This is a genomic window from Arthrobacter sp. Leaf141, assembly GCF_001424565.1.
In the GTDB taxonomy this organism is placed as follows: Bacteria; Actinomycetota; Actinomycetes; order Actinomycetales; family Micrococcaceae; genus Arthrobacter.
Genome location: NZ_LMOL01000011.1, coordinates 25,636 through 25,875 on the forward strand (window position 1 = coordinate 25,636; position 240 = coordinate 25,875).

1 protein-coding gene is annotated in these 240 nt (G+C 71.7%); it reads left to right on the top strand.

From position 1 onward, the window contains the following. Nucleotides 1-240: aldehyde dehydrogenase family protein (locus ASF72_RS20975; protein WP_235504698.1), on the top strand; the 240-nt coding region annotated here is incomplete at both ends.

The following is a 240-nucleotide window of genomic DNA, read 5'->3' on the forward strand; positions in this document are numbered from 1 at the left end:
CGGCCAGGCCATTGTTAAGGCCGTCACCGACCACGGCCTGCACCCCGGCGTGTTCTCCCTCATCTACGGCCCCGGCGCCAGCATCGGCCAGGCCCTCGTGGCCGACCCGGCCATCAAGGCCGTCGGCTTCACCGGCTCCCAGGCCGCCGGCACCGCCCTGATGCGGACCGCCGCCGCCCGCCCCGAACCCATCCCCGTCTACGCCGAAATGTCCTCCCTGAACCCCGTCATCGTCTTCGA